This window comes from Thiobacillus sp., assembly GCF_013693775.1.
Lineage (GTDB): Bacteria > Pseudomonadota > Gammaproteobacteria > Burkholderiales > Thiobacillaceae > Thiobacillus.
On sequence record NZ_CP059257.1, the window covers coordinates 1880152 to 1906170 of the forward strand.

Annotated in this window: 24 protein-coding genes and 2 pseudogenes; 17 read left to right on the forward strand and 9 right to left on the reverse strand. The window is 60.3% G+C overall.

What is annotated here, in order from left to right:
- Positions 1–7: 7 nt before the first annotated feature.
- From bioD to HZY77_RS09400, 6 genes are all read right to left on the reverse strand, one after another.
- A complete protein-coding gene (bioD, locus tag HZY77_RS09375; protein ID WP_296814038.1) occupies positions 8–688 on the reverse strand; it encodes a dethiobiotin synthase in 681 nt (226 codons plus the stop codon).
- The gene (gene bioC, locus HZY77_RS09380; protein ID WP_296814040.1) at positions 685–1605 is read right to left on the reverse strand and encodes a malonyl-ACP O-methyltransferase BioC; all 921 of its coding nucleotides are present in this window, start codon (positions 1603–1605) and stop codon (positions 685–687) included. Before bioC ends, bioD begins: the two co-directional genes overlap by 4 nt.
- Entirely contained in the window at positions 1598–2344 is a 747-nt protein-coding gene (gene bioH, locus HZY77_RS09385; protein ID WP_296814042.1) for a pimeloyl-ACP methyl ester esterase BioH, read from the reverse strand. Before bioH ends, bioC begins: the two co-directional genes overlap by 8 nt.
- The gene (gene bioF / locus HZY77_RS09390; RefSeq protein ID WP_296814044.1) at positions 2331–3491 is read right to left on the reverse strand and encodes an 8-amino-7-oxononanoate synthase; all 1161 of its coding nucleotides are present in this window, start codon (positions 3489–3491) and stop codon (positions 2331–2333) included. Before bioF ends, bioH begins: the two co-directional genes overlap by 14 nt.
- Positions 3488–4441: a biotin synthase BioB gene (gene bioB / locus HZY77_RS09395; RefSeq protein WP_296814047.1), complete on the reverse strand. Its 954-nt coding sequence runs from the start codon at positions 4439–4441 to the stop codon at positions 3488–3490. The genes bioF and bioB overlap by 4 nt, the downstream gene beginning before the upstream one ends.
- Positions 4434–4892, reverse strand: a complete 459-nt coding sequence (locus HZY77_RS09400; RefSeq protein WP_296635601.1) for a hypothetical protein — start codon at positions 4890–4892, stop codon at positions 4434–4436. Before HZY77_RS09400 ends, bioB begins: the two co-directional genes overlap by 8 nt.
- Before the next feature lie 54 nt (positions 4893–4946).
- Between HZY77_RS09400 and HZY77_RS09405 the strand changes: the two genes are divergently transcribed.
- Complete coding sequence (locus tag HZY77_RS09405; protein ID WP_296814049.1) at positions 4947–5654, forward strand: ComF family protein; 708 nt, start codon at positions 4947–4949, stop codon at positions 5652–5654.
- Between the two features lie 22 nt (positions 5655–5676).
- Here the strand turns inward: HZY77_RS09405 and HZY77_RS09410 are convergent, their stop codons facing one another.
- Entirely contained in the window at positions 5677–6807 is a 1131-nt protein-coding gene (locus HZY77_RS09410) for a deoxyguanosinetriphosphate triphosphohydrolase (protein ID WP_296820876.1), read from the reverse strand.
- A 57-nt stretch (positions 6808–6864) separates the two neighbouring features.
- Positions 6865–7899 (reverse strand): annotated as a pseudogene (gene aroB, locus HZY77_RS09415) (3-dehydroquinate synthase); the annotation flags it as partial.
- 270 nt (positions 7900–8169) lie between these two features.
- Between aroB and HZY77_RS09420 the strand changes: the two are divergent.
- From HZY77_RS09420 to HZY77_RS09495, 16 genes and pseudogenes are all read left to right on the forward strand, one after another.
- Positions 8170–9282 (forward strand): glycosyltransferase family 4 protein, encoded by a 1113-nt coding sequence (locus HZY77_RS09420; protein WP_296814050.1) that lies wholly within the window; start codon positions 8170–8172, stop codon positions 9280–9282.
- Between the two features lie 10 nt (positions 9283–9292).
- The gene (locus tag HZY77_RS09425; protein ID WP_296814052.1) at positions 9293–10570 is read left to right on the forward strand and encodes a polysaccharide pyruvyl transferase family protein; all 1278 of its coding nucleotides are present in this window, start codon (positions 9293–9295) and stop codon (positions 10568–10570) included.
- Positions 10571–10638: 68 nt separating this feature from the next.
- On the forward strand, positions 10639–11253 hold the full coding sequence (locus HZY77_RS09430) for a hypothetical protein (RefSeq protein WP_296814054.1): 615 nt from the start codon (positions 10639–10641) through the stop codon (positions 11251–11253).
- Positions 11254–11428: 175 nt separating this feature from the next.
- Positions 11429–11740 (forward strand): helix-turn-helix domain-containing protein, encoded by a 312-nt coding sequence (locus HZY77_RS09435; protein WP_296814056.1) that lies wholly within the window; start codon positions 11429–11431, stop codon positions 11738–11740.
- Positions 11691–12437 (forward strand): annotated as a pseudogene (locus HZY77_RS09440) (transposase). The gene HZY77_RS09435 and the pseudogene HZY77_RS09440 overlap by 50 nt, the downstream one beginning before the upstream one ends.
- Positions 12365–13036: a hypothetical protein gene (locus tag HZY77_RS09445; RefSeq protein ID WP_296814058.1), complete on the forward strand. Its 672-nt coding sequence runs from the start codon at positions 12365–12367 to the stop codon at positions 13034–13036. The pseudogene HZY77_RS09440 and the gene HZY77_RS09445 overlap by 73 nt, the downstream one beginning before the upstream one ends.
- A gap of 212 nt (positions 13037–13248) precedes the next feature.
- Positions 13249–14016, forward strand: coding sequence for a class I SAM-dependent methyltransferase (locus HZY77_RS09450; protein ID WP_296814059.1), 768 nt, complete (start codon positions 13249–13251; stop codon positions 14014–14016).
- Between the two features lie 3 nt (positions 14017–14019).
- Positions 14020–15636, forward strand: a complete 1617-nt coding sequence (locus HZY77_RS09455; protein ID WP_296814060.1) for a lipopolysaccharide biosynthesis protein — start codon at positions 14020–14022, stop codon at positions 15634–15636.
- Complete coding sequence (locus HZY77_RS09460; protein ID WP_296814062.1) at positions 15545–16621, forward strand: glycoside hydrolase family 99-like domain-containing protein; 1077 nt, start codon at positions 15545–15547, stop codon at positions 16619–16621. The genes HZY77_RS09455 and HZY77_RS09460 overlap by 92 nt, the downstream gene beginning before the upstream one ends.
- 35 nt (positions 16622–16656) lie before the next feature.
- On the forward strand, positions 16657–17451 hold the full coding sequence (locus tag HZY77_RS09465) for a polysaccharide deacetylase family protein (RefSeq protein WP_296814063.1): 795 nt from the start codon (positions 16657–16659) through the stop codon (positions 17449–17451).
- A gap of 8 nt (positions 17452–17459) precedes the next feature.
- Positions 17460–18389, forward strand: coding sequence for a glycosyltransferase (locus tag HZY77_RS09470; protein WP_296814065.1), 930 nt, complete (start codon positions 17460–17462; stop codon positions 18387–18389).
- 10 nt (positions 18390–18399) lie between these two features.
- Positions 18400–19368 (forward strand): glycosyltransferase, encoded by a 969-nt coding sequence (locus tag HZY77_RS09475; protein ID WP_296814067.1) that lies wholly within the window; start codon positions 18400–18402, stop codon positions 19366–19368.
- Positions 19369–19377: 9 nt separating this feature from the next.
- Positions 19378–20304 carry a glycosyltransferase gene (locus HZY77_RS09480; RefSeq protein ID WP_296814068.1) on the forward strand — a complete coding sequence of 309 codons (927 nt, stop codon included), beginning with the start codon at positions 19378–19380 and terminating at the stop codon, positions 20302–20304.
- A gap of 2 nt (positions 20305–20306) precedes the next feature.
- Positions 20307–21143, forward strand: a complete 837-nt coding sequence (locus HZY77_RS09485; protein ID WP_296814069.1) for a DUF2334 domain-containing protein — start codon at positions 20307–20309, stop codon at positions 21141–21143.
- Positions 21140–22108 (forward strand): sulfotransferase, encoded by a 969-nt coding sequence (locus HZY77_RS09490; RefSeq protein WP_296814071.1) that lies wholly within the window; start codon positions 21140–21142, stop codon positions 22106–22108. Before HZY77_RS09485 ends, HZY77_RS09490 begins: the two co-directional genes overlap by 4 nt.
- Positions 22105–25218: a sulfatase-like hydrolase/transferase gene (locus HZY77_RS09495; RefSeq protein WP_296814072.1), complete on the forward strand. Its 3114-nt coding sequence runs from the start codon at positions 22105–22107 to the stop codon at positions 25216–25218. Before HZY77_RS09490 ends, HZY77_RS09495 begins: the two co-directional genes overlap by 4 nt.
- On the opposite strand, the gene HZY77_RS09500 is transcribed toward HZY77_RS09495, so the two are convergent.
- A complete protein-coding gene (locus tag HZY77_RS09500) occupies positions 25219–25998 on the reverse strand; it encodes a tetratricopeptide repeat protein (protein ID WP_296814074.1) in 780 nt (259 codons plus the stop codon).
- Between the last annotated feature and the right edge of the window lie 21 nt (positions 25999–26019).

Here is a 26019-nt window from a genome sequence, read left to right on the forward strand (position 1 = left end):
GACTATTCTAAGATACTAACCAATCAGGCAGCGTCAGCCATTGCGGCATGTTCAACGCCAAACCTTCCCCCTCAAAAAATCCCTGAACGCCCAGACACGGACCGGGCAGGCGCGTACGCAAGGCCGCCAGGTTTTCCGCTGCCTGCGGCATCGCCGGCTCGATGTGGTTGCCCACCCACCCTGCCCACGGGACACGTCGCAGAGTGATCGATTCGGCCGTCAGCAATGCATGATTCAGACAACCCAGTCGCAGTCCCACCACCAGCGCGACGGGCAGGCCCAGACGCAGAGCGAGGTCCGCCATATCCTCATGCTCGTTAAGCGGGACCCGCCATCCCCCTGCGCCCTCGACCACCACGATATCGGCGATGGCGGCGAGGCGCGCATACGCTTCAGCAATGACGTCCAGTTCAATCCGCACACCGAGCGATTCCGCGGCAATATGCGGCGCGATGGCTTCGGCAAAGGCGTAGGGATTCACATCGTGTACATCCGCATCGACGTTGGCCGCCTGCATGAGCGCTACCACGTCCTCATTCAATTCGCCCGGCGCAGCGCCGGCCGACACCGGCTTCATTACTGCCACCCCTAGCCCGCGCGCGCGCAGCGCATGAATCAGCGCCACCGCCACGCGCGTCTTGCCGACACCGGTATCGGTGCCGGTGACGAACAATCCACGCGCGCTCATGCCAGCCCCAGTTTGCGGCGACGCTCGCCGATGTTGAACTGGATCACCTGCCGTCCGTCTTCGCGCCGGATCTTGTCACCTGCCCAGGCATGGCCATAGATCACTTCGAAGGTCGCCGGCAGCCGTCCGTCACGGCGTTGCATTTCATAGGCCTGCTCAAGCCGCGACCACGCCGTCTTGCCCAACAGGCCGCGGCGGCGGGCCAAGGCCGCATTGTGCGCGCCGATTCCCTTGAGATCCTGCATCAATGATTTGAGGTCGGTATAGGTCAGCGTCAGCATCTCCATTTCCATCACCGGGCTCGAGAATCCGGCGTGGATGAGCATGTCGCCGATGTCGTGCAGATCGATGAAGCGGTTCACGTGCGGGGCATCGTCGATGGCCGTAAAAGTCTCGCGCAGTTCCTTCAGCGTATCGGGACCGAATGTTGCGAAGATCAGCAGGCCGCCTGGAGCCAGCACCTGATGAAACCCCTTGAACGTGGCTTCAAGATCGTGCGCCCACTGTATGGCCAGGCTGGACCAGACGAGATCCATACTGTTGGGCGAAAGCGGAAGCCGCTCCATGTCGGCGCACACCAGATGATTCGTCTCCGCAGGCGAAGGCGCCAGGCGATGCAGCACACGCCGCGCCCACGTCGGCTGCGGCAGGCGCGCGCGNNCTGCCGCCAGCATGGCCGGCGCGATGTCGAGCGCGCAGAGTTCGGACGCCGCATAGCGCGCACGCAGATGCGCCAGACCATAGCCGGTACCCGTGCCGACATCGAGCACGCGACCTGGTTGCAGCGACATGAAATCGAGACGTTCCAGTAGGCGATCGCATACTTCGCGCTGCAATACCGCGTGCGCATCGTAGCTGGTGGCGGCATGATCGAACGCACGCCGCACTTCGGCAAAATCCAGCTCGGCTTCAGTCATGGGCAAAGCGTCCGATTGCGGCAGCCACGTCTGCACTGTGCGACAGATGCGGCGCATGCGCAGCCCTAGCCAGTTCGACATACCGTGCGTTCGGGAGGGTTTCCGCCAGCCAGCGCCCTGCCGCCGCCGGCGTCAATGCATCGAGTGCGCCATGCAGCACCAACGTCGGCTGCGTCAGACGCGTCAACTGCTGACGCAAGTCTGTTTCACGCAGAATCGTCAATCCACCCGACAAGGCCTCGGCGCGCGCCTGCGGCAGGGCCAGAAAGTGCTGGCGCAGCTGCTGCAACAATGATTTTTGATCGGGCACACCACGTGTCTGCAAGCTGAGAAAGCGCAGTAGCGTGGCCTGCGGGTCAGCCAGCAGCGCTGCGCCGAAATCCTCCAGGTCGGTTGCGGGCACCCCATGTGACCAGCTTTCATCTGCGACGAAACGCGGTGTCGAGGCCAGCAGGATCAGGCGTCTCAACTTGCCCGGATGATCGAGCGCAGCGCGCATCACCACCTGCCCGCCCAATGACCAGCCCAGCACGGTGCTGCCTTCCGGAACCTGTTTCGTCAGATCGTCTGCCCAACTCTGCAACGAGTTGTTCGGCTGACTGTTGCGCCCACCATGTCCCGGCAAATCGAGTGCATGCACGTCGAAATCATCAGCCAGCAATTGCGCAAGCACGTCGAACACGCGCGCATTCATGCCCCAGCCGTGCACCAGCACCAGTATGGGCTTAGTCGAGCGCATGCAGGGCCTCGACCAGTTGCGCGATATCGTCTGCGCTATGTGCCGCTGACAGGGTAATGCGCAGGCGCGCCGTGTCGGCGGGAACCGTCGGCGTACGGATGGCGGGCACCATCAGCCCACGTTGCAGCAAGTCTTTCGACAGTTGTACCGCATCGGCATTCGCGCCGATCACCAGCGGCTGGATCGGCGTGTCCGAAGGCATCAGAGCGCCCCGTTTCAAATCAGCCAGACCTTGGCGCAGTTGCACGACATGCGCCCTCAGCCGTTCGCGCCGCGCTGTGCCTGCTTCGATCTGGCGCAGGCTCTCCAACAGGCATGCCGCCAGGTGCGGTGGCGAAGCCGTCGTGTAGATGTAGGGACGCGCCTTCTGGATCAGCCAATCGATCACACTGGCGTGCGCGGCCACCACGGCACCCGACACGCCCGCGGCCTTGCCCAGCGTGGCCAGATAGATCACGCGGTCGCTCGAGCGCGCGCGTTCGGTCAAGCCGCCGCGACCGCCGTTGAGCACGCCGAAGCCATGCGCGTCGTCGAGATACAGCCAGGCGTCGTAGCGTTCGGCCAGCTCGAGCAGGGCGTCGACCGGCACCAAATCGCCGTCCATGCTGAAGACCAGGTCGGAAACAATGAGCTTGTCCTGGACCGTACTGTCTGCGAGTTGCGATTCAAGTTGAGCGAGATTGTTGTGACGGTAGCGGCTGAAACGCGCACCGGACAGCTGCGCTGCGTCGACCAGCGAGGCATGGTTGAGCTTGTCGGCGAAGATCTCGCCATGGCGGCCGACCAGCGCGGTGATCACCGCGAGGTTCGCCATATAGCCGGTGGAAAACAGCAGGGCCGCCGGTTTGCCGATGTAACTGGAAAAAGCCGACTCGAAGTCGTGATGAAAACGGTGGTGGCCGGTGATGAGATGGGCGGCACCCGCGCCAACACCGCATTGGTCGAGCGCGGCATGCGCGGCTCGAATCAAAGCCGGATCAGCGGCAAGGCCGAGATAATCGTTACTGCAGAAGGAAATGACGCGCTGGCCATTGATCGTGACATGGGCGCCTTGTGCGCCGTCGAGCAGCAGGCGCCGCCGTTCGAGATGATCGGTCCTCAGCGCCGCCAGCCCCTGCTGCAGGCGGGTCAGCGCAGCAAAACTCACAACGGCTGCAGGCCCAGCGAATCGAACAGGCGCTGGTCGCGTTCCCATTCGGGGTTGCCGGTGGTGAGCAGTTTCTCGCCGTAGAAAATCGAGTTGGCGCCGGCGAGGAAACACAGCGCCTGCACCGCGTCGCTCATCTGCTGACGCCCGGCCGATAGGCGCACGAAGCTCTTCGGCATGCAGATGCGCGCCACCGCGATGGTACGGACAAACTCCAGCGGATCGAGCGCTTCGGTGCCGGCCAGCGGCGTGCCCTCGACCTGGACCAACAGGTTGATCGGCACCGATTCGGGCTGCGGATCGAGCGAGGCCAACTGTGCGATCAGACCGGCGCGCTGGGTGCGCGATTCACCCATGCCGACGATGCCGCCGCAGCACACGTGCAGGTCGGCATGACGCACGCGCTCGAGGGTGTCGAGGCGATCCTGATATTCGCGCGTGGTGATGATCTCACCGTAGAACTCGGGCGCGGTGTCGAGGTTGTGGTTGTAGTAATCGAGGCCTGCTTCCTTCAGCTGCTCGGCCTGGCCGTCCTTCAGCATGCCCAGCGTGGCGCAGGTCTCCAGCCCCAGCGCCTTCACTTCTCGCACCATGTCGAGCACGGGCTCGAGGTCGCGCTGCTTGGGGCCGCGCCAGGCAGCGCCCATGCAGAAGCGCGAGGCGCCGGCGGCCTTGGCGGCTTTCGCGGCGGCCAGCACGTCGTCGAGTTCGAGCAGGCCCTGGTTTTCCACGCCGGCGTCGTAACGTGCCGACTGCGGGCAATAGCCGCAGTCCTCGGAACAGCCGCCGGTCTTGATCGACAGCAGCGTCGACAACTGCACGCGATTGGGGTCGAAGTTCTCACGATGCACCGTTTGCGCCTGATACATCAGGTCGGCAAACGGCAAGGCGAACAGCGCCTCGATGGCGGCCATGGATAGGCGCGCAGGCGGTTGAGTCATGTCATTCATTGATGGCTACCTCGATGGTCATGTCCTGCCACGACTCGCGCGCGGCCCGGTAAATATCAAACAACGCCCACGGCACGATCACCACCACCGCGAATCCCAACACCAGCATCAGCCCCTGCCAGCCGCCCAACAGGTCGTAGAGCGGTTGGCCGAACACCACCAGACTGCCCATCACGCCGTAATAGCGGTAACCTGCCCATTTGTTGTAATGCGCCGTGCGCGGATTCGGGTGGTGCGCGATACTGGCATAGACGAAAATCGACGCGCCCAGCCAGATCATGATCGGTGGCAGGGACAGCACGAACGGCAGGAAACCGATTTTCTGGCCGGCAAGCAGCTTACCCAGGAGCAATGCCGTCAGCGAAATCAGCAACACCACGACGGTGATGAGATTGAACAGCTGCGCGGCGAAGCGGGAAGATGAAGCTGGAATGACGCGTTTGGCTTTCATGACCGCGATTTTCAGGGCGCACGCAGCCTCTGTCAAATTTCATAGACGACAAAATTGAACATCCGATCAATTTTTAATCAACTCATCCCACGAACCTGTCTACTGTGCGGCGACGCGACGCGCACTGGGCATGTATGCCCGGCCTGCCTGACCGATCTGCCCTGGCACGCGCAGCCACAGTGTCCGCAGTGCGCCACGCCCACGCCCCAGGGACAGACCTGCGGCGCCTGCCTCAAACGNCCCCCTGCGTTCGACCGTACCATTGCGGCACTGCGCTATGTCTTTCCGCTCGACCGATTGATTCCGCGCCTGAAATACCAAGGCCAGCTCGCCATCGCACCGGCGCTGGGCGAGTGGCTGGCCCGGGCCACGGAAGCCGCACCAGTGCCGGATCGCCTGATTGCCATGCCGCTGCATGCAGCACGCATCCGTGAGCGCGGCTTCAACCACGCCACCGAAATCGCCCGTGACGTGGCGGCCCGGCAAGGACTCCCGCTCGATCTCAGCAGTTGCCGGCGCATCCGCGACACGCCACCGCAGACGGGACTGAAGCACGATGCACGACGCCGTAATCTGCGCGGCGCATTTGCCTGTTCCGGAGACGTACGAGGGCAGCATATCGCGCTGGTCGACGACGTGATGACGACTGGAACCAGTCTCGACGAACTGGCCGCGACACTGAAACAGGCTGGTGCGCGCGAGGTGACGTGCTGGGTGGCGGCGCGCACGTTGCCGCCGGGTGACACGCAAGCCTCGCGCTAAAGCGCTGTTGAACGAATCGGCGTCAGCCGTAGATCTCTTCCACCGCGAAAATCCGCCGGTGTTCGCGCATGGCATAGCGGTCGGTCATCCCCGCGATGTAGTCGGCCACGGCGCGCGCACCCTCGAGCGATTCGCGCATCTGGTGCTCCGGCGGCAGCAGGCGGGCATCGCCGGTAAAGGCCGTGTAGAGATCGCTGATGATGCGTCCCGCCTTGGCGCTCATGCGGGCCACCTTGTAATGGCGGTACAGGTGGCGCAGCAGGAAGCGTTTGAGCTCGCGGTGCTCGTCGAGTAGTGCGGGGCTGAACGCTGCCAGCGGCGGTGCGGTACGTACCTCGGCCAGGGTCTGCACGCCGCTGTTCTCGACGTTCCTGCGCGTGGTATCCACCAGGTCGAGAATCAGCGTATTGATGATACGGCGAACGGTTTCGGTCACCACGCGACGCCCCTGCAAGGTCGGATATTTCGCACGCACCTCCGCCAGGTGGCGGGCAAAGATCTGGACTTCGCTCAACTGCTCCAGTGTGATCAGTCCAGAGCGCAGGCCGTCGTCGACGTCGTGGTTGTTGTAGGCGATTTCGTCGGCCAGGTTGGCAATCTGCGCCTCGAGCGAAGGCTGCTGTTTGTTCAGGAAGCGCTCGCCCACTGCGCCGAGCTTCTCGGCATTGGCGAGCGAGCAATGCTTGAGGATGCCCTCACGCGCCTCGAAGGTAAGGTTCAAACCCTCGAATTCGGCATAGCGCTCTTCCAGCAGGTCGACCACGCGCAGCGACTGCAGGTTGTGTTCGAACCCGCCGTGCTCGCGCATGCAGGCATTCAGCGCATCCTGGCCGGCATGACCGAACGGCGTGTGGCCAAGGTCGTGCGCCAGCGCCACCGCCTCCACCAGATCTTCGTTGAGATGCAGCAAGCGGGCGATGGTGCGGCCGATCTGCGCCACCTCGATGCTGTGGGTCAACCGGGTGCGGAACAGGTCGCCTTCGTGGTTCACGAACACCTGGGTTTTGTATTCCAGCCGCCGGAATGCGGTGGAATGGATGATGCGGTCGCGATCGCGCTGGAACTCGGAGCGCGGCGCAGCGGGCGCCTCGGGATGCAGCCGGCCGCGGGATTGACTGGAATGCGCTGCGTAGGGTGCGAACGACGGTTCCATCAAGCCTCCTTCAGTGCGNNGCGCGGTCAGCACGGCGGTCAGCACGTCGGTCGGCACGTCCGCGGTAATCACGGCCTCGCCCAGTTTCTTCAGCAGCACGAAACGCATCTTGCCGCCCTCCACCTTCTTGTCGTGGCCCATGTATTCGAGATACCGGTCCATCCCCAGATCGGGCGCAACGTCCGGCAGTCCGGCTGCACGGATCAGCGCGCGCGTGCGCGCAACCTCCGCTTCCGACAGCCAGCCCAGCCGCCGCGAGGTTTCCGCCGCCATCACCATGCCGGCACCCACGGCCTCGCCGTGCAACCAGTTACCGTAGCCCATGCCGGTTTCGATCGCGTGACCGAAGGTATGGCCCAGGTTGAGGATCGCACGGATACCGCCTTCGCGCTCGTCCTGCCCCACCACCTGCGCCTTGATCTCGCACGAACGGTAGATCGCATGGGCAATCGCCATCGCATCGAGTGCGCGCAGATTGTCCATGTTGGTTTCCAGCCAGGCAAGAAAGTCGACATCCCAGATCAGGCCGTACTTGATCACCTCGGCGAGTCCTGCCGACAATTCGCGTGCAGGCAACGTCTTCAGGGTATCGGTGTCGGCGAGCACCACTTTCGGCTGGTAGAACGCGCCGATCATGTTCTTGCCGAGCGGATGGTTGATCCCGGTCTTGCCGCCCACCGACGAATCGACCTGCGACAGCAGCGTGGTGGGAATCTGGATGAAGGGCACGCCGCGCTGATAGCTCGCCGCAGCGAATCCGGTCATGTCGCCGATCACGCCGCCACCCAGCGCGATCAGCGTGGTCTTGCGCTCGGCACGCTGGGTCAGCAACGCATCGAAAATCAGGTTCAGCGTTTCCCAGTTCTTGTAGGCCTCGCCGTCCGGCAGCACCACCTGCGCCACCGTTACGCCGCCGGCCTCCAGGGTTGCCCTCAACTGCGCCAGATACAACGGTGCCACAACGGTGTTGGTGACCACCATCACACGTTTTTGCGGCAAGTGCGGCAGAATCAGCTCAGGTCGGCCCAACAGACCCGAGCCAATGTGGATAGGGTAGGAGCGGTCGCCGAGATCGACTTGGAGGGTTTGCATGAAACTGAAAAAGACAAAAGAGTTGTTCGATTGTAACCAAAGCCGGCATTTTCCTTGAACTAACGCGTATGGCACATTGCTTGCTGAGCCCACAATCCATTAATTGATGATGATCCATGAATAGCCACTCACTCTCTGCCGCCGCTGATTGCCGCCTTTTCATAGTCGGAGCGCATACCCATGCCAAGCCACGGCTTTGTTTTTGTGTCGCCATATCGCCAAGGCAGATGAAATCCCATTCATGGTCATCCATCGTTTGATCTAATGTCCATGCCTGACCGTATTCTGCTGGTTTCACCGGCGTCCCCGTTCAATCCCCAGTCGGGCGCACAACAGCGCACTGCTTTGCTGTACGAAGCCCTGCGGACGCTNGGGGAGGTGGATGTGGTGTTGCTGGAGCCTACCGCCGACCCCAGCCGACTGGATATACCGCCCAAACCAGGGATCCTGGCACATGGACGCTGGCACCAGCGTCCGTTCGGCATCGGAAAATTCAAACCGGACAGCGCCCTGAATCTGGCACTCAAGGCAGCNGGGGTTGACCTCGAGCGCTATAGGCTGATCGTCAGCCGCTATCTCAATCCACTCGCCAAGCTGGTCGTCCCACCCGGCGTACACAGCGTGGTTGACCTGGACGACTGGGGCTACCATTACGGACCCGGTGCACTGGCACTGGCCGCACAATTCAAATCGCGATATGCTGCGTGGCTGGCAAAACGACAGCTCAAACGCTTTGACGCATATTTCTTTGTCAATCGACGCGATCAGGCACAGCATCGCGAACTCAAATCGGTACTGCTGCCCAACATCCCATACGCACCACCCACCCAACCATTTCCACAGACGAACAGCCCTGTTCTGCTGTTCGTCGGCTCGCTCTGGTATGCACCCAATCGCGAGGGCATCGACCGTTTCCTGGCCCGCAGCTGGCCGGCCATCAAGTCCGCCCATCCGGAGGCAGAACTGCTGTTGGTGGGGGCCGCACCGCCCGCCGTGCGACAAGCATGGGAACAGCATCCCGACGTTTCTGCCCCCGGTTTCGTTGACGATCTGGGCGAGGCGTACCGCAATGCTGCATTCACCATCGCTCCCATTTACTCGGGCGGCGGCACCAACATCAAGATTCTGGAATCGCTCGCTTATGGCCGGGCATGCATCACAACGCCCCACAGCGCCGAGGCCTTCAAGGAGGACCTNGGGAGCGCAGGNCTTGGGGTTGCCCGGGACGACAGACACTTTGCCGAGCAATGCATCGCCTGGCTGGATGATAGCGATGGCCGGAGACGCAACGCAGAAGCAGGCTGGAACACGGTCACCGCACGCTACACACGCCCCCACTTTATCGAACAAGTCACGCAACTTTGCGCGCCACTTCTAAGATGACCCTGGATAGATGATACGCAGGCAATCCCTCATCGATCAGGCCATCATTGCCCGTAATCTTCTGCAGGCCGTGCTCCCTCTGCATCGGTTACGGGCCTCGGCATCCAGGCCCATCCTGCCGAAAACGCCCACGCGTTTCGCCATCATCGCGGGCGACGTCACCGACCCTTCCAGCTCCCTGGGCGACCTGGCCATGTTCAGCGCCTTGATGCAATCGCTTCGGGCGCAAAATCCGGACTCGATATTTACCATTATCGGTGAACGCCGCCACACCATTGTCGTACCCGGTATTGGCGAGACGCCGGTCGTACCCGCATGGTCCGGNAAAACCGGAACGCGCGCGTTCGACGAATTGATACGCCAGCACCATGCCTTGTTTGTCATGGGCGCCGATATCCTGGACGGCAAATACGGTGCAGCCCTGGTACAACGCATCGTCGCCTACTGCAACCACAGCGTAGCACTCGGCATTCCTGCCACGATGCTGGGTTTCAGTTTCAACAGCAACCCACGGGCTCCGGCGGTCCACGCCCTGTCGAGATTGCACCCCAAGGTAACCATCAATATCCGCGACCAGCCGTCTCTTGACCGCTTCGCCCGGATTGTCGGCATACCTGCCAAGCTATGCGCCGACAGCGCCTTCCTGATGCCTCCCGCCACGGAGTCCGAGCCCGAAACTGAAGCCTGGATCGCCGCCATGCGCCGTGAAGGCCGCACACCCGTGGGCGTCAACCTGAATGCCCACGCCTTGGCGCCCGCCATTGCCCAAGTGGGCATGGACAAACTGATCGATCACATCGCCGAACAGCTCAGGTGTGCGGGCGTACAGAACAAACTTGCCTTCCTGCTGCTGCCACATGATCTCAAGTTGCAATCAGGCGACGTCATCATGCTGAAGGCACTCGACAGCATCCTGCAACGGAAGGGCTTCACACACGTACGCTATACATCGATCAACCACCCCGACAAAATCAAGCGGCTCACAGGCCAGCTTGACCTCGCCATCACGGGCCGCATGCATTTGGTCATCGCCTCATTGGGTAGTGGAACCCCTACGCTGTCGATTACCTACCAGGACAAATTCGAAGGCCTGTACCAGCACTTCGATCTGTCGCTCGAACACACCATTACCCCGATACAATGTCTCAGCGACGCATTCTTGAGGAAAATCAACGACGCATTCATGCATAGGCATGACAATCGCGCACGGATACTCAGCCACCTGCCNAGAGTAAAAGCACTGGCTTCGCAAAACCTTGCGATCGCAACGTGCGACCCCGCCGATTAAAAGCCAACAAACCAGCATATCAATTACCACAAACCAACCAGACCATCATTACAAAATCAGGAGGGGTGATGCTTATCCGGGATATCCAGGCAAAACATGAAGATGGCCAATACCGCGTGCAGGCCGAGGTGGCATTTGAGACCCGCCCCCGGCAGGAAACCATTTTCTTTTCCGTACCCTCGGAACAAGCTGACTGGATTCGCCCCGAACCCAATGCATTCATGGTGGGAACCGCCATAGCCGCCATGTGGAACGGTGAAAATACGCTCGCAATTGAAGGGACCGTAGATCCGCAACTCCGTACCAGACTCACCATAGCCATGCGGCTGTTAACGAGTTGGCATAAAGCCCGCTGCGTCCAGTCGATATCGTGGCGCCAGCAGCGCCGCGCGCTGCCGGATATTCCGCGATCGACCACAGCATTGTTTCTGTCCGGCGGCGTAGACTCATTGTCTGCCCTGTACTGGAACGCCAGCCAGTATCAGAAGGGCGACCCCAGGCGGGTAAGCGTCGCATTCTTCGTCCACGGCCTGGATGTGGGCGATCCGAACAAGCCCAATCGGCTCGATGTCTGGAGCCTTGGCATTCAGACGCTCTCCACCCTCTGCCAGGAGCTTGAGGTCGAACTGGTGACAATAAAAGTGCCTCTTGAAATCCGAGTGGGTAAGCTGACGTCATATTGACCAACCTGGATGAGTGAATTCATGACTGCCAAGCTGTTTGAAACTGCCCTTGGAATTGCCCCGCCGTGGACGGTGGCGTCGGTCGACTTCGACGAGTCGGCCAGACCTTGACCGTGCTGATTGACTTCAAGGCTGGCAGCCGCTTCAGGTCTCGGGCCATGAAGGCGTGCATCCGGTGCACGACACCGTGACCAAGACCTACCGGCACCTGAACTTCTTCCAGCATGAGTGCCATCTGCAGGTGCGCACGCGAGTGAAGCTGCCCAATGGTTCGGTGCGACTGGTCGAGCCTGACTTTGCCGGGCGGCTGAATGGCTTCACGCTGCTGTTCGAAGCCTTCATCCTGATGCTGGCGCGCCAGATGCCGTTTGCCGCCGTGGCGCGCATCGTGGGCGAATCGTCCCACCGGGCTGGCGGTGTGCCAGAAGTACGTGGAGATGGCCTGCGGCCTGGCGGATCACTCCGGTGTCACGGCGCTGGCCATTGACGAGACCTCGCGCGCCCGAGGCCACAGTTATGTCACCCTGGCCGCAGACGCCGAGGCCAGGCGCGTGCTGTTCGTCACGGAAGGGCGCGACGCCCAGACCATTGCGCAACTGGCCGAGTATCTGGGCGACCATGGCTGCCCGGCCGGGAACATCGCCTCGGCGAGCATCGACATGTCGCCAGCCTTCATCGCCGGAGTCAGCCAGCATCTGCCCAATGCCCGCATCACCTTCGACAAGTTCCACGTCATCGGCCACGCCAGCACGGCGGTGGACAAGATGCGCCGCATCGAGCAGCGCACCGACAAGTCCTCAAGGGCATGCGCTGGACGCTGCTCAAGGATGCCTCCCGGCTCAAGCCCGAGGCTGCTGCCGATCTTGACGCACTGATTGCCAGGATGACTGTCAAGCGCACGGCGCGCGCCTGGGTCCCAACCGCGCGAAATCCTTGATCGCAAACAAATCAACGTCGTGCGCGCCATGCTGGAACACTGGTGCACTTGCGTCATGCGCTCCAAGGTCGAGCCGATGAAGGAGGTTGCCCGGATGATCCGATCCCATCTGGAAGGAATCGTGGCCTGGGCTCAGACACGGCAGACCAATGGATTTCGGAGGCGATCAACGGCTTGTTCCAGGCCGCCAAGCGGCGTGCCCGTGGCTTCACCCGCATCGACACAATCAAAACCGTCATCTTCCTGATCGCCGGCCGTCTCGATTTCCACGCCATTAACCCTCTGCAGAACAACCCACTTGAAATCAACAGAGCAATAAAAGTCAATTTGCGGAATCTGGCCCCGAGCTGGCGGCTTTACGGCAGCTGGCAACATGCTTCCCTTCTGGCCTCCATCGCCCACGCTGCGAGTTCACGCATTTACCGATGTATCATCGCCCCGGACTACTCGGTGGAATACATCCCGCATCCCCATGGTTCGCATCCCTGGCTGAACAGTTATTTCGGCGCCGACTTCCTTGAAATCCTCACCGGTGACATGGAGCAGTTCAGCCGTCTGGAAAAAGTCCGTTTCCTATCGACTCAACCTGGCGTATTGGATGCGCTCAGAGTGTGCTGGGATGCCGGCGCCATCCCGCAGGGGTATCTGAATTGCGGCCGCTGCCTGAAATGCGTCCGAACCATGCTCGCGTTCATGGCCTGCGGACAACTCGCCACGACCAAGGCATTTCCGTTCAATGATGTAAGCGCCGAAATGATGAGAGCAACCCCATCAGGACGCCTGCCGAGATGGAACTTTATCTCGAACTGCTGGCTCCCCTCGATGCAATGGGGCGGAAGGATCTGACAACGATCATCAAACGAAAAATGTGGCTGTTTCAAACCGAACACGCACTGAAGCTCTATCGTTTACGCCCGTTTGCCAAGAAACTTCTGGGCAGAAACTGACGCGATTCCACACATGGATATAGGAGTTGTGGTCACAATGACTGCCTATCCAGGCAAGCAGCCCAGTCATCCCAGATGAAATGCCATCTTTGCAGCGCAGAAACCAGGATCATGTTCACTGCGGAGATTCTCCACAAATACATGGTTCCCTATCACTACTGTGCAGCGTGCGACCACCTGTTCGTCAGCGATCCCACCTGGATGGAAGAAGCCTATTCGGATGCCATCGTGCAGGAAGACACGGATATTGCTGCCCGGAACATCTTTAATGCGTTAAAGCTCGCTGCAATCGATTTCCTGGTCCTGGGCGATCGCGGACGGGGAAAGTACGTTGACGTGGCGGGTGGATACGGCCTGCTGACTCGCCTGATGCGCGACCTGGGATTCGACTACTACTGGTCTGACCCCTATGCGAACAACCTCTATGCGAGAGGCTTCGAGTACGATCCCTCGCTAGGCGGCTGTCTGGCCGTCAGCGCCATCGAAGTCCTGGAGCACACGACCAATCCGCTCGATTTCATACAACGTACCCTGGCCGACCACCAGTCCGACACATTCATCTTCACGACCGAAGTTTTCGCTGACAATGACCCACCCCTGCCTGGTCACTGGGGTTATTACGCATTCGACACCGGCCAGCACATCGCTTTCNNCCGCCAGGGGCTGAAACGCCTGGCCGAACGACTGGGCATGACTTACTACCCATTGGGGCGTCTGCATGTCTTCTCGAAGAAAAATCTGCCGCGCTGGAAACTCAAACTGGTCAGCTGCAAATGGCTGGCCATNCCCCTCGCATTGATTGCGGCATCAAGACTGGGCTCCAGGCGAGGCCGGGATCAGGCAATAATACGCAACCGAACGAACCGGACCCAGGCATAGAGCTTGCTTTTCAAAATCCCCATGCCCCCATCTAACACCCTAGTATTCAAAAAAATGAGCCTTGGTCATTCCATCCGCCATGGCGCCAAGTGGGTCTTCATTGGCAACACCGGCAGCCAGGTCGTCAACTTCGCGCTGGGACTGATACTCGCGCGCCTCCTGGTGCCGGCCGAATTCGGCATGGTGGCGACCATCCAGATATTCACCAGCCTGGCCGGGTTCGTTGCTGGCGGCGGCATGGGACAAGCCATCGTACGCGCCAAGGAAGCCGGCAAGCGTGACTACGATCTGCTGTTCACGCTGCAATTCCTCATCGGGCTGGCGATCGTCAGCTTCTTCTTCGTCATCGCCCCCTGGTTCGGACGCTGGTACGCGAACCCGGTGTATGCCGATCTGCTGCGCGTGGCCGCGTTATCCTTCCTCGTGCGCCCATTTTTCAATGTGCCCAGCAACATGCTGCACCGGGAAATGCGCTTCAAGGCCAAGACTGCAGTCCAGTTGACCAATTTAGCGGTCTACAACAGCATCGCTCTGAGTCTGGCTTATCTAGGTTATGGTCCCTGGAGCCTGATCCTGGCTGGACTTTTCGGTTCGATTTCAGGAGCGCTGCAATTTTCCTGGTATGCGCGCTGGCGCCCGGGCATTTGCTTCGATTTTGCGCGTGCAGGCGAATTGATGCGCTATGGCTTACTGGCCACTTCAAATAATGTAGTCAGCTACCTCCAGAGCCAGGTAACGATTTTCATTTTGTCTCGGTCGGGCAATGCAACTCTGGTCGGTCTATTCAACAAAGCATTAAGCCTGGCTTACATGCCATTCACAATGATCAGTGGATCCGCATATGAACCGGTTTTTCGGGCCATTGCACAATCTGCCGACAATCCAGACCGCATACGCTACCTGTATTTACAGAGTATTCGGCTAGGGTGCATTTACACATACCCTATATACGTTTTGCTGTACTGGTTAGCGCCTGAAGCAATTCGGTTCTTTTATGGCGCAAACTGGCTTGGCTCTGCAGAACCATTATCCATACTTATATTTGCGGGGTTCTTCATGTCGATAGGCCACCCTGCAGGCGCATTGCTGGCAGCCATAAATTTGCTAGGAAAAGAACTGGTTATCCAGCTTGTCAATCTGGTTATCCTGATACTAGGCATGCTCATCGCCATTCCTTATGGTCTCAAGGGTGCAGCGTGGGTAGTTGTTTTCTCACAATTCGTAGGCATGATTTACATTACTTTTGTTGCATGCCAAGCAATCCGGATCCGGTTTGTAGACATAGCACACGCAGTCATTCCCGCCGCTGTTCATGCAATCATTTTGCTCATTTCGCTAGCTATGCTCGAGAAACTGGCCGGCAATGTCATACACGGAGACTTTCTAACACTTGCTTTCTTTGGGACGGCAGCAGCCGGAATAATTGTGCTTGGCGGCCTATTCTCTCCCTTTGAGGCCATGCGTGCCGAAAGCAAGAAAATGATTGGCGTCGTACGTAATCGCTTGGCTTTGGCAGGGAACAAAAATAATGAATCAGAAAATTTCAGCAATCGCTTTTTATCTACCTCAATTCCACCCCATTCCAGAAAACGATTTGTGGTGGGGAAAAGGTTTTACTGAGTGGACCAATACCGCCAAAGCCACGCCCCTGTTCCAAGGACACTATCAACCGCATGTTCCGGCTGATCTTGGTTTTTATGACTTGCGTTGTGCCGAGAGCCGTGAAGCGCAAGCAAAATTGGCAAAGGAATATGGCATCACAGGGTTCTGTTATTACCACTACTGGTTTGGTGGAAAACGAATTCTGGAGCGCCCTTTCAATGAAGTCCTCTCCTCCAGCCAGCCCGATCTTCCATTCTGCTTATGCTGGGCAAACCAGACTTGGACCGGCATTTGGCATGGGACACCCAATAAAATTCTGGTCGAGCAGACTTACCCTGGCGAAGCCGACTACCGCGCGCATTTTGAAGCCTTGCTGCCCGCTTTTTCCGATTCACGCTATATCCGGGTTCAAGGAAAACCACTATTCGTGGTGTACCGTCCCTCAGAACTACCCGATGCCAAAGCATTTGTCAGGCTATGGACAGAGTGGGCGCAAGCGGCTGGATTACCCGGCTTTTATTTTGTTGGCGTAAACCACAATGACAAATGGACACCACAGCAAGATCATTTTGATGCCGCAATTCTGCAAAATNNTCCCACCCAAAAGCCCAATGTGCCGTGGAAATACCCATTGCTCAAACTCAGCCAGCTTCGTCACAACTTCCAGCTGACGATTCACAAGTATGCGGATATCTACCCCACCCTCACCCGGAATGAACAACCAAACCATGTCGAGTTCCCGTGTGCCATTCCCAATTGGGACAACACACCTCGTTCAGGGCTCAATGGACTGGTCATGCAGGACTCAACACCAGCATTATTTCAGAAACACTTCGATGCCTGCCTGCGCAATGCCAAACGGTTGCCGGAAGACCAACAGATCATATTCGTGAAATCGTGGAATGAATGGGCTGAAGGTAACCATCTGGAACCTGATCTTCGTTATGGCCATGCCTATCTAGAAGTTATTAAAAACGCACTTGACAATCCAGGCCGGTCTTAAGCCTCTCAGTTGCACACGCGACCAGTAGCTCACCTATGATCGATCCCATTACCCGTTACCTCCACCACAACGCTGGCAAGCATGGTCCCATCATGCTCATGTATCACGCCATCGCATCAGGCAAAGACACGCCAGCCTGGCCTTGGGCCGTGTCCATGCGACAATTTTGCGACCAGCTCAATTTCCTGGCCACAGAAGGCTATGCCACGCCAACCATGAACGAACTGATCGCAGCGCCGGCGAAGAAATGGCAGGGACGCACGGCTGTAATCACATTCGACGATGGCTATGTTGACAATCTTGCTGCCTGCGAAGAGCTGCAGAAACGCGGCATGCGTGCCACATGGTTCATCGTGTCCGGCTCGATCGGCCAGTCACCACCCTGGCCTGAGGATGGCCGTCCCGCAGGCCGGCTACTGAACGCTGACGAACTTCGCGAGATGCTGGCAAATGGCATGGAAGTTGGTTCCCATACAGTCAGCCACACGCGCATGACAGAACTCGACGACATGAATTTGATGCGNGAGTTAGCCCATTCCAAGGCCACTCTAGAAGATCTCCTTGGCAGCCCTGTCGACAGTTTTGCCTATCCCTATGGCGATTGGGACACACGCTGCGCCGAGGCAGTGCAACAGGCTGGCTACAGCGCGGCCTGCACCACCCGCACTGGCTGGGCATTACGCGACAACACNCCTTACCAATTGCGACGGCTGACCGTATTCAATACGGACACCACGAGCAGCTTCGCACGAAAACTTTATTTCGGGAGCCACGACGTGCGATGGAGAGACATCGCCCGCTATGCCCTGCGACGATTTCGAAATGCCTGAGTTGGCCGATGACACCCGCCATCTCCATTATCATGCCCTGCTACAACGCCGCGGCCCATTTGCCGACCAGCGTCGGCAGCGTGCTGGCCCAGACGTTCCCCGACTGGGAACTGCTCGCGGTCGACGACGGATCCAGTGACGCCACCCTGGCGTGGCTGCAGGCGCAGACAGANCCCCGGATCCGTCCGCTCGCCCAGCCCAACCAGGGCGTCAGCGCAGCACGCAACACCGGCCTGGCGGCGGCGCGCGGCCAGTATGTGGCGTTTCTGGACGCGGACGACACCTGGGCCGAGCGCTTCCTGGAAAAGATGCAGGCCGCATTGCAACATCGTCCTGATGCGGTATTGGCGTATTGCGGCTGGCAGAACCTCGGACTGCCCGGCGGACGCGGCGAACCGTTCGTGCCGCCCGATTATGAAACCCCGGACAAGGCGAAAACCCTGTTTGCCGGCTGCCGTTGGCCGATCCATGCCGCGCTGGTCCGGCGCGAGGCCGTGCTGGCCGCAGACGGTTTCGATCCCACCCTGAAAAATGCCGAGGACTACGCGCTATGGCTGCAAGTAGCAACGTGTGCGCCCATCGTCCGCGTACCTGAAGTACTGGCCTTCTACCATTTCCACGGCAACGGCCAAGCCTCGGCTGACCATGCCAGTGCCGCACTGCAGCACTGGCAGGCACAGTGCCACTATCTGGCCGCCCACCCCGCTTTCCGCGCCGCACTCAGCCGCCCTGACAGGCGCGCGCTGACCGTGGGTGAGTTGCTGCAGCGCGGCTATGCCTGCTACTGGCAGCGCGACCTACCCGCCGCCCGGCAAATTTTTCGTACGGTCATGAAACAAGGCTATGGCACACTCACCGACTGGAAGTACATGTTGCCCGCCTGGCTGCCCGAATCCTGGCATCGGAGGCTGATCGGGTTGCGAGACCGGAATACCTAAATACAACCGTATGGACAACTTCGACCCCACGCTGATCTCCGTTGTCATGCCCTGCTACAACGCCGCACCCTACGTGGAAGAAGCGATCGAGTGCGTGCTGCAGCAAAGCTACCGGAATGTCGAACTCATCGTCGTGGACGACGGGTCGAACGATGCATCCATGCGGATCGTCGAACGTCTGGCGGCCGGCAATCCCGACCGCATCACCGTGCTGCACCAGACCAACAGCGGCCCCTATGCGGCACGCAATCACGGCCTGTCCCATGCGCATGGCAATTTCGTCGCTTTTCTGGACGCGGACGATTACTGGCACCCCGACGCGCTCAACCGGCTGCACGCCGCGATGACGGAAACCCTTTCCGATGTGGCGTATTGCGGCTGGCAAAATGTNGGGGAGGCCGCTGCCAGCACCCATCCCTACATCCCGCCCGACTATGTCCAATCGGATGCCGCCGCCCTGTTCCTGCAATCCTGCCCGTGGCCGATCAATGGCGTCCTAGTGCGGCGTCAACTTATCGACACCTTGCGCGGATTTTCGGAACGTCTACCCACCGCCATGGACTACGACATGTGGCTGCGCATGCTCGCCCTCCAGCCCACGGTGGTGCGCGTTCCCGAGGTACTGGCATTCTATCGCCGCTATCCGCGCGGCGATGCGCATATCCCACGCTGGCGCCAGGTCTTCGATGCCATCGCCGTGCGCGAGGACTTCGTCCGCCGGCATCCCGCCCAGATCGCCCATCTCAGCCGGGCTGAACGTGATGACCGGGTGTACGGCTCGCTGCTACCCGAGGCGTATCGCTGCCATTGGCGGCGCGATACCGACTCCGCGCGGCGCCTGTTCCGTCGTGCGTCCCGCAAGACAGAATGGAAAGCACGTGATGCCAAATACATCCTGGCCAGTTTCTTGCCTGCATCGGTATTCGAATCGCTGATCCGGATGATCGATACCCGGCGCAGCACGCGTAATTCCATCTGAACCGTCGTCATGCCTGTGCTTACCTTCGCTTTTTGCACCTATAACCGTGCGGACCGCCTGGAAAAACTCGTTGCGGCGATGCGTACTCAGACTTGCCCCGTTCCTTTCGAAATTCTGGCGATCAACAACAATAGCCCTGACAATACGCTAGAAGTATTGGCGCATCTGCAACGACAACCCGGCACTCCCCTACGCTTTGTGACCGAAACGGCACCTGGCATCGTGCCCGCGCGCAATCGTGCGTTGGCTGAAGCGATCTCGAGCGACATACTGGCATTCATCGATGATGATGAGATTCCACAGCCTGATTTCCTGAATGCAGCCTTCGACGCCATCGTGAACGAAGGGGCGCAATGCGTAGGTGGCCGCATCGAAATCGATTTCAGCCCATATGGCCGGCCGGCCTGGCTGGATGATGACGTGGCTGGTTTTCTTGGCCGGCTTGATCACGGCCAGGCGCCACTATGGCTTAGCGACACCTCAACACCCATCTGGAGCGGCAATACAGCTTATGCAATGCAGCTCTTTCGCGACCATTCTGACCTGCGTTTCGATTTGCGTTACAACCGTAAAGGTGAAGGAATCGGTGGCGGCGAAGATGCCATGATGCTTCGCACGCTTCTCGATCTAGGCACAAGAATCCGCTATCGATCTGATATGGCCGTCACGCACAGCGTGGATCCCTGGAAACTGAAAGCCAGTTACTTCCTGAGGCTTCATTATCTGGCTGGCGTGCGGAATGGCCAGTATGTCCTACCTGATTACCCTACAACGCTACTCGGGATGCCNCCCTTCATGGTTACCCAGTTCCTGAAGCACAGCGGTCGAACATTGAAGCTGGCGCTCAGCGGAAAACCAGGTCTGGTCCGCCAGGCGATGAATGCTGCCCATGCGCTGGGCAGCCTGCAAGGCTACCGAAACCGGTCCGGGGCTTGACCATGATCGACGCCGCCATTCGCTTCGATGATCCATCCGCGGTCAGCGACCATGCGCTCGAGCACGGAATATTGCATGCCATGGCCATGCACGATGTCTGCGCCACCTTTGCGGTCATTCCGCATGCCGGACAGCACGCCTTGTCGGCCAGCGATGTGCCCCATCTCGTCGAGGCACGGCAATCCGGCAGGATGGAAATCGCCCAGCACGGGTTCAGCCATGAACCCTGTCAAGCCGAGGCCAGTCTTCCTTCCGAATTCGCCGGTCTTGATCAGGCGGAACAAATGAAGAAAATCGTAGCCGGCCGAGCGACGCTTGAACAGGTATTTGGTTGTGCGATCCCAGGATTCGTTCCGCCGTTCAATACCTTCGACCCCATCACCGCTGCCGTGCTTTCCGAGCAGGGTTTCCTCTACCTCTCGGCGGGCAGTGAACACGGATCGGTCGAATCCGGCCGTCTCACCGAGCTTCCGCGCACCTGTCAGCTCACCGAACTCCGTCCGGCGCTCGCCGAAGCGCGACGCCACCCGCACGGCGATCTGGCCATCGTGGCTGTCATGCACCATTACGATTTCCAGGAGTCGGGGAGTACCGACGCACCGTTGACGCTCGAGCAACTCTCGGGTCTGTTTCGATGGCTCCGCCAGCAACCCGATGTGCGATTGCACACATTGAGCCGGCTGGCCTCCAGGCATGACGCGAATACCTGGCGCAAGGCGGTGCAGCGAAACCGCTGGGTGCAGCGGCAGCACTGGCGCATCCGTTCCGTTTTCCCGCGATATGGCCTCATGCCCCACGCTCTATTCAGATACGTTCGTTTGACTGGAACCTCCACGTGACCTCGTCTTTCTCGCCCCCATCACGTCAGCAAGGCCCGATCTTCATCGTCGGGGCGCCGCGCTCCGGCACCACCATGCTGCAGTACCGGCTGCGCAATCACCCGCACATTTCGCTCCCCACCGGGGAATCGCATTTCTTCATTCCGCTGTACCGCAATCTGAAAAGTTTTGGCGATCTCCGCCAGGCGGACAATATCCGGCGCGTGCTGCAAGCCATGCATGAGCAAAGCCGGGACTTTCTGGAGACCGATCTGCATGGCTTGAAATTCGATGTCGACCGGTTGGCCCGAGAACTTCATACCGAAGGCCGGTACACGATGCCGGCGATCATATCGGGGCTGTTCGAGAAAAATGCGCGGGGCGAAGGAAAGTCCAGATGGGGCGACAAGACGCCCTATTACGTGATGCATCTCCCCAAACTGCTCGAGTGGTTTCCCGATGCCCAGATCGTGCACCTGATCCGCGACGGACGCGATGTCGCCCTGTCGCTGTTCGGCAGACAGCACGATTTCTCCGTGTACAACACATATTTCGCGGCGGAATACTGGGAAAGCTATGTGGAGAAAGGCCGCGCACTGGGCAGCCAATTGCCGCCCCAGCAATACATGGAACTGCGCTACGAGGACTTGCTCACGCACCCCGAAGACAGCATGCAGCGGATTTGCACGTTCCTGGGCGAACCCTACTCGGCCGAGCTGTTTGCCATCACGTCGGTGGACGACCCGGGCAAGACCCCGCTGGTGCATGAGCCCCTGAAAGCCGACAACGCGGGAAAATGGCGCAGCAAGATGACGCCAGCCCAGATCAGGGCCTTCGAAAGCGTGGCAGGCAAGACCTTGCGCGAGTTCGGCTACGATCTGGTCACGCCGGGCACACCGCCTGCGCTCGCCGTGAAAGCCGCCTACCGTCTGCATAACAAGGTGCTGACCCGTTTCTGGAAACGTACCCGACGGGCACTCGCGTGACCGCGCTCACCATCCTCATCTGCACCCACAACCGGGCGGATCTGCTGCANAAAACCCTGGCGTCGCTCAACCGGGCGCGCCGCCCCGCCATGCCCGTGCACATCCTGGTGGCGGCCAATGCCTGCAGTGACGATACCGTGGCGCAGATGCAGGCGTACCAGGCTCGCCAGGCGACCGAAAACAGTTTGCCGCTGCAGGTGCTCGACGTACCCACACCCGGGAAATCCCATGCGCTGAATGCCGCCATCCCGACCATCGAAACCGAACTCATTGCCCTGGTGGATGACGACCACCGGGTGGACGAGAACTATTTGACAGCCATCGAACAGGCCGCTGCGGCNTGGCCGGAGGCTGGCCTGTACTGCGGAAGGATCTTGCCGGATTGGGATGGCAGCGAGCCTGCCTGGGTGCACGACGACGGCCCCTACCGCATCTATCCGCTGCCGGTTCCGCGCTACGACCAGGGCGATACGCCTCGGGCCGTCACGGCCGAGGCCGGCCCGATACCAGGCGGCGGCAATCTGGTCGTGCGCCGACACGTGTTTGAATTGGCCGGCCAGTTTTCCACCGAGCTGGGGCCGCACGGGCACGATCTCGGCGGTGGCGAGGACAGCGAATACGTATTGCGTGCCCTGGCGCGCGGCGAGCACTGTCAATATGCGCCGGCCATCGTGCAGTACCACTATGTCGACACGGAACGGCTTCGGCTCGGCTATCTCCTGAANAANAGCTATCAGCGAACCCGCTCGACCGCTCGCCTCCGTGGCAACGGTTCGGTTCCCTTGTACATGTGGCGCAAGCTGGCCGAGTATGGCGCCCACAGCGTATTCAGTCTGTCATGGGCCAAGCGGCGTTTTTACTGGGTGCGCACCGCGGCAGCCCTGGGCGAGATTCAGGGCTGCCGCGAGTCGGGACATCGCAGCAAGAACCTGGAACTCCCGCCCGATCGCGGCATCGTGCTCACCGAATCGCTGGCCTTGGTCACCGCCGTCTGCGGCCTGATCGCCTGGTTCGCCAGCGGCCAGGCGCGCTGGACCGGCCTGCTTCCCGCCCTGGGCGTGGCCGGAATCGGCACAGCCGCCCTGCTCGCCAAATCGCTGCTCGATTTTTCGCATACCGGCCCCCGTATTCGCGACGAGGTACTCAAGCATTACCGCCGCTATACGCTGTTTTCGCTGGCACGCCTGACGGCCTGGGCTTTTGCGCTCATGCTTTTCACCGGNGGAGCCGGCGTGCTGCTCTATTTCATGCTTGCCACGGCGACGGGCACCGGCTGGTCGGCATGGCTGGCCGCCATCGCCGCGCTGCTCGGCATCCTCGGCGGTTTCGGGCTGCAATTCATCCGCAAGCTGCGTTTCAATCCCGGACTGCTGGCGGCGTCGATGCATTACCGCATGAGCCGGCTCTATCGACTCTGGCATGCCATGACGCCGGCGCGCATCGCCCGGTTGCAGACTCTGGGGATCGTCCTGATCGGGCTATTGTTCATGGCCGCCTCCTGGCAGTTGGCGAAGGAAAACCGCATGGCCACCTTGATGGCCCTGTGGGCGGCCACGCTGTTCTTTGCCGGGACGATCGTGTGGGCCGGCTGGCAATCCGAGGCGCGCGCGCCGCGCAAGCGTTCTGCGCGCACGTCGGATTCGCAGCCCAACATCCTCATGATCGGATCCGATACGCTGCGCGCCGACCGCTTGGGCGCGCTGGGATATCGCCGCATGCTGACGCCCCATATCGACCGATTGGGCGAGCGCGGCGCACTCTTCGCCAATTGCTATGTGCCGTGCGCGCGCACGGCGCCGAGTCTGATCTCCATGCTGACCGGCACCTGGCCCCACACCCACGGCATCCGCGATAACTATGCGGACCACAAGACCACGCGACTGAACGTGGATGCCCTGCCCGTGTGGCTGAAACAGGCCGGCTATCGTACCGCGGTGATCTCGGACTGGTGCGGTGCCGACATGGGGAAATTCTCCTTCGGCTTCGACTACACCGATCTGCCGGAAGACCAGTGGAACCTGAAATACCTCATCCGTCAGGGTCCCAAAGATCTACGGTTGTTTGTTTCCCTGTTCGTCCATAACCGGCTGGGGCGGTTGCTCCTGCCCGAGGTGTACTATCTCGGCGGGGTACCACTCACGCAGCCACTCGGCAAACGCGCCCGGCATCTGGTGTCGCGCCTTGCGGAAAACGCACAGCCGTTCTTCCTCAATGTGTTCTACTCCACCACACACCCGCCCTTTGCCTCGGAGTGGCCGTGGTATACACGCTTCGCCGACCCGAGCTATGCCGGCGAGTCAAAATTCGCGATGGCCCGGCTCACGGACCCATTCGAGATCATCCGNCGCCAAGGCGCNCCCCGTGAGGAATTCGATCTCGACCAGATCATCGACTTGTACGACGGCTGCGTGGCGGAGTTCGACGACGAAGTCGGCAAGATGCTGGCGCACCTGGATGTCTGTGGCCTGGCCGACAATACGATCATCGTCGTCTACTCCGACCACGGCATGGAATTCTTCGAGCACGACACCTGGGGACAGGGCAATTCCGCCGTCGGTGATTTCAGCCCGCGCATTCCGCTCGTCATCCGCGCACCCGGCCGGCCGGCTCGCGGCGCGGTGGAGCAGGTAGTGCGCTCGATCGACCTTGCACCCACGCTACTTGAACTCGTCGGCGCACCGCCCGTCGCCAGCGTGGACGGCGTGTCGCTCTCAGGCTGCATGGAGCTGGACGGCAACTGCCCCGAACTCGACGCCTTCAATGAAACCGGCATCTGGATCGCGCATATTCCCGGCCTGCCGGATGCGCACCTGCGCTATCCCAACCTGCTGGAACTGATGGAGGTGCCGGATCGCGCCAGCGGCGCCCTGGCAATCAAGTCCGAATACTGCAACGCCATCCTCGACGCCAAGGATCGCATGATCCGAAGCGGCCGCTGGAAACTGGTTTACCAGCCACTTGAGACAGGCCATGTGCTCAGCCTGTTCGACCTGGAAACCGACCCCGCTTGCCAGCACGACGTGTCGGCGCACCATCCACAGCTGAAGGCGGATTTATGGGCCCGGTTGCAGGCCTTCGTCCAGGCGTCGCGTCAGCGCGCCCGCCCCTGATCAATCCGGGCAGAAGCGGCAGTAGGGATTGGTCGGCGAGCCGATTTTGGGCGGCGCTGCAGGCGTCTCGGCTGGAGGCGGCGGTGCGCTGTCAGACGACTCGACGGGTGGCGTGGAACCGGGTTCTGCAGTCGGCGCGGCGGCCGTGTCCGCCTGAACGGCAACCGGTACAGGCTCGACGGGGGCTGGGTACGGCAGCTTGCCACCCAGTTCGGTGTAGCGCCGTTGCAGGCNTCTGGTGTCGGGATTGTGCCGCAAGCCCTCCGTGACGGTCTCCAGAGCCTTGGCGCGATTCTTCTGCTGGCTGTACAGGTCTGCCAACGTCATGTAGGCGCGGGGCTGTTTCGGATCCGCCTCGATCGCTTTCATCAGATCCCCGACCGCTTCGCCCGTCCGCTTCATCATCGACAGGGCAATGCCGCGATTCATGAGGATTTCGGGGCGCAGGGAAANATCCGCAGGCGCATTGGTCAGCATGTAATCGAAGTTACGCAGCGCCGCCTCCAGGGTACCTTGCCGATCCTTGTTAGCCGATCCCATGCCGCGTGCCCGGTTCACAAAATTGAGTCCGGCGCAGTAGTGATGAATATGGATAAAACCACTCCCCATGGAATCACGCCACATCTTCGCAGGCCCAGGGTTAGTTTCTTCATTGAATTTGGCAGTGCAATATGCCGGAAGTGTCGCCAATTCCATTTTATTGGGCGCCCAGCCCGCTGCAACGGGCCACGACGTGACCACGCAGGCAAGGACTAGTCCTAGTTTGGTGAGTGTTTTCATCACACGTCCTTTCTCAGTCAT

Coding starts and splice junctions, on each gene's coding strand:
- bioD (WP_296814038.1), bottom strand. CDS start 688: ATGAGCGCGCGTGGATTGTTCGTCACCGGCACCGATACCGGTGTCGGC.
- bioH (WP_296814042.1), bottom strand. CDS start 2,344: ATGCGCTCGACTAAGCCCATACTGGTGCTGGTGCACGGCTGGGGCATG.
- bioB (WP_296814047.1), bottom strand. CDS start 4,441: ATGAATGACATGACTCAACCGCCTGCGCGCCTATCCATGGCCGCCATC.
- HZY77_RS09400 (WP_296635601.1), bottom strand. CDS start 4,892: ATGAAAGCCAAACGCGTCATTCCAGCTTCATCTTCCCGCTTCGCCGCG.
- HZY77_RS09410 (WP_296820876.1), bottom strand. CDS start 6,807: ATGGAACCGTCGTTCGCACCCTACGCAGCGCATTCCAGTCAATCCCGC.
- HZY77_RS09430 (WP_296814054.1), top strand. CDS start 10,639: ATGCTTATCCGGGATATCCAGGCAAAACATGAAGATGGCCAATACCGC.
- HZY77_RS09485 (WP_296814069.1), top strand. CDS start 20,307: ATGATCGACGCCGCCATTCGCTTCGATGATCCATCCGCGGTCAGCGAC.